At 70.2% G+C, this 2,450-nt stretch carries 2 protein-coding genes; one reads left to right on the forward strand and one right to left on the reverse strand.

Annotation, left to right across the window (positions count from 1 at the left end; all coding sequences use genetic code 11):
- Positions 1-69: 69 nt before the first annotated feature.
- The gene (locus tag ACRX5S_RS22075; RefSeq protein WP_436774756.1) at positions 70-1,593 is read right to left on the reverse strand and encodes an MFS transporter; all 1,524 of its coding nucleotides are present in this window, start codon (positions 1,591-1,593) and stop codon (positions 70-72) included.
- A 134-nt stretch (positions 1,594-1,727) separates the two neighbouring features.
- Here ACRX5S_RS22075 and ACRX5S_RS22080 point away from each other — a divergent pair, with 134 nt between their 5' ends.
- Positions 1,728-2,396, forward strand: a complete 669-nt coding sequence (locus tag ACRX5S_RS22080) for a TetR/AcrR family transcriptional regulator (protein WP_436774757.1) — start codon at positions 1,728-1,730, stop codon at positions 2,394-2,396.
- Positions 2,397-2,450: the final 54 nt, after the last annotated feature.

The raw sequence follows: 2,450 nt of genomic DNA on the forward strand, positions 1-2,450 counted from the left end.
CCGGGCGGCGGTGGTCCGCTGCCCGGCCCCTCGGGGTGTCCGTTGCCGTGCCGCTGCACGTCGAGGCGGTCAGTGCGTGACGGCGCTCGGGTCGACCACCACGTCCTCGCGGCGGATGCGTACGAGGGCGAAGGCGATCAGGGACGAGGCGAAGAGCATGATGGACGCGGCGAGGATCGCCGCCGTCCAGCCTGCCGTCATCGCGTGGGCCTGGACCGCCGGGGTGGCTTCGCCGGCCTTGGCGACCTGCTCCTTGAAGTCGTCCTTGAGGGCCGACGTCGAGATGGTCGCCAGGACCGCGAGGCCGATCGTGCCGCCGATCTGCTGCGTCACGTTCAGGACGGCGGAGCCGATGCCCGCCTCCTCGGGGGCGATGCCCGCGGTGGCGGTGGTCATGATCGACACGAACACCGCGCCCATGCCCATGCCCATCAGGAGCACGCCCGGCAGGATGCCGGTCCAGTACGTCGAGTCCGTCTCCAGGAACGACAGCCACAGCAGGCCGATGCCCGCGATCAGCGGTCCGATGATCAGGAACGGGCGCGGACCCCGGGTGGTGATGAGCCGCGAGGTGATCTGCGCCGACGTGATGACACCGGCGGTGAGCGGCAGGTACGCGGTGCCCGCGAGCACCGGCGACAGGTCGAGCAGTTCGTCCTGCTGCATGAACAGCGTCAGGAAGAAGAAGGTGCTCATCATGCCCGCACCGGCCAGCATCATGACCAGGTAGCCGCCGGACCGCGTCTTGTTGAGGAACAGCCGCAGCGGCAGCAGCGGTTCGCGGGTGCGCAGCTCGATGACCACGAACGCCGCGATGAACACGGCGGCCAGCACGAAGGCCGTGATGGTCACCGCGTCCGTCCAGCTCTCCTCGGCCGCCCGGATGAACCCGTACACCAGGGCCGACACACCCACGGTCGAGGTGACCGCGCCGGGGATGTCGAAGCGTCCGAGGCCGCGGCCGGTGTCGACGGCGACGTCCGGCGGGAACACCCGCGGGATCGCCAGCGCCAGCGCCACGCCGATCGGCACGTTGACGAACATGACCCAGCGCCAGTTGGCGTACTCGGTCAGGAAGCCGCCGGCCAACAGGCCGACCGCGGCGCCCATGCCGGACACGGCCGCGTAGACGCCGAGCGCCTTGTTGCGTTCGGCGCCTTCCTTGAACGTCGTGGTGACGAGCGAGAGCACCGCGGGGGCGGTCATCGCGCCGCCGACGCCCTGGAGGGCGCGCGCGGCCAGCAGCGTCGCCTCGTTCTGCGCGAAGCCGCCGAGGAGGCTCGCCAGGGTGAAGACCAGCAGACCGTATATGAAGATCTTGCGGCGGCCGATCAGGTCGCCGAGTCGCCCGCCGAGCAGCAGCAGGCCGCCGAAGGTGAGCGTGTAGGCGTTCATCACCCACGTCAGCGAGGCCTCGGAGAAGCCGAGCGCCTCGCGGATGTCGGGGAGGGCGATGTTCACGATCGTGGCGTCGAGCACGATCATGAGCTGCGCACCCGCAAGGACGGCCAGCGCCAGGCCCGGATGTACCTTCCGGTCCGGCGCTGCGGGGGACGCTGCGGTGGCGGCCACCTCTGGGGGTGCCGTTGACATGCTGCTACCTCACAGGAATCCGGTCGTTCGGGGGGTGTCGGAATTAGAGGACGGTTCCGTACCTTGGACACACTAAGCATGTCCTTTAGAGAACGCAAACGTTTTCTGTACGATGGGCTCCGGAGGGCAGACGGATGACCGAAGTACAGGCCGCACAGGCCGGCGTACGCGTGGACGTGCCGACGGGCACGATCCACGACGTCGCCGCCGAAGTCGGCTGTGACCACCGCCGTTTCCCGCGTCGCCGCGGCCGGGTGCTGGCGCGTGCCATCAGTGACGCCGTGGTCGCGGAGCTGGGGGAGCGCGGCTACAGCGCCTTGACGTTCGAGGGTGTCGCTGCCCGCGCGGGAACCGGCAAATCGACACTCTACCGCCGCTGGGCGGACAAACCGTCGATGGTCGTGGACTGTCTCGCGGACGCGCTGCCGGTGCTGGACAACCACGAGCTGGCCGGCGACCTCCGCGAGGACCTTCTCACCGTCATGCAGTCGTACGCGGTGGGCTGCTCCGGCCCGCTCGGCGTCGCGCTCCGCGCGATCTGCGGGACCGCGGGCGGCTGCGACCAGCTGAAGCGCCTCTGGAAGGAGCGCGCCGCCGACCCGGCCATCGAGCGCATGCGCGGGATAGTCGGGGGCGCCATCGAGCGGGGCGAGGCGCGGCCGGGAGCGGACGCGTACGAGTGCCTGATCGCCGGGCCGGCGATCATCGGGCAGCTCTACATGGCCAACGACACGGCCCCCACGCTCGACGAGGTCACGCGGCTGGTGGACAACGTGCTGGTCCCGATGATGGCAGTGCGCTGAGACGTTTCCTCAACCGGTGCGCGGAGTGCTCCGCGCGGTGCGGGGTGGGGGGGG

Source organism: Yinghuangia sp. YIM S09857 (assembly GCF_051388915.1).
In the GTDB taxonomy this organism is placed as follows: domain Bacteria; phylum Actinomycetota; class Actinomycetes; order Streptomycetales; family Streptomycetaceae; genus Yinghuangia.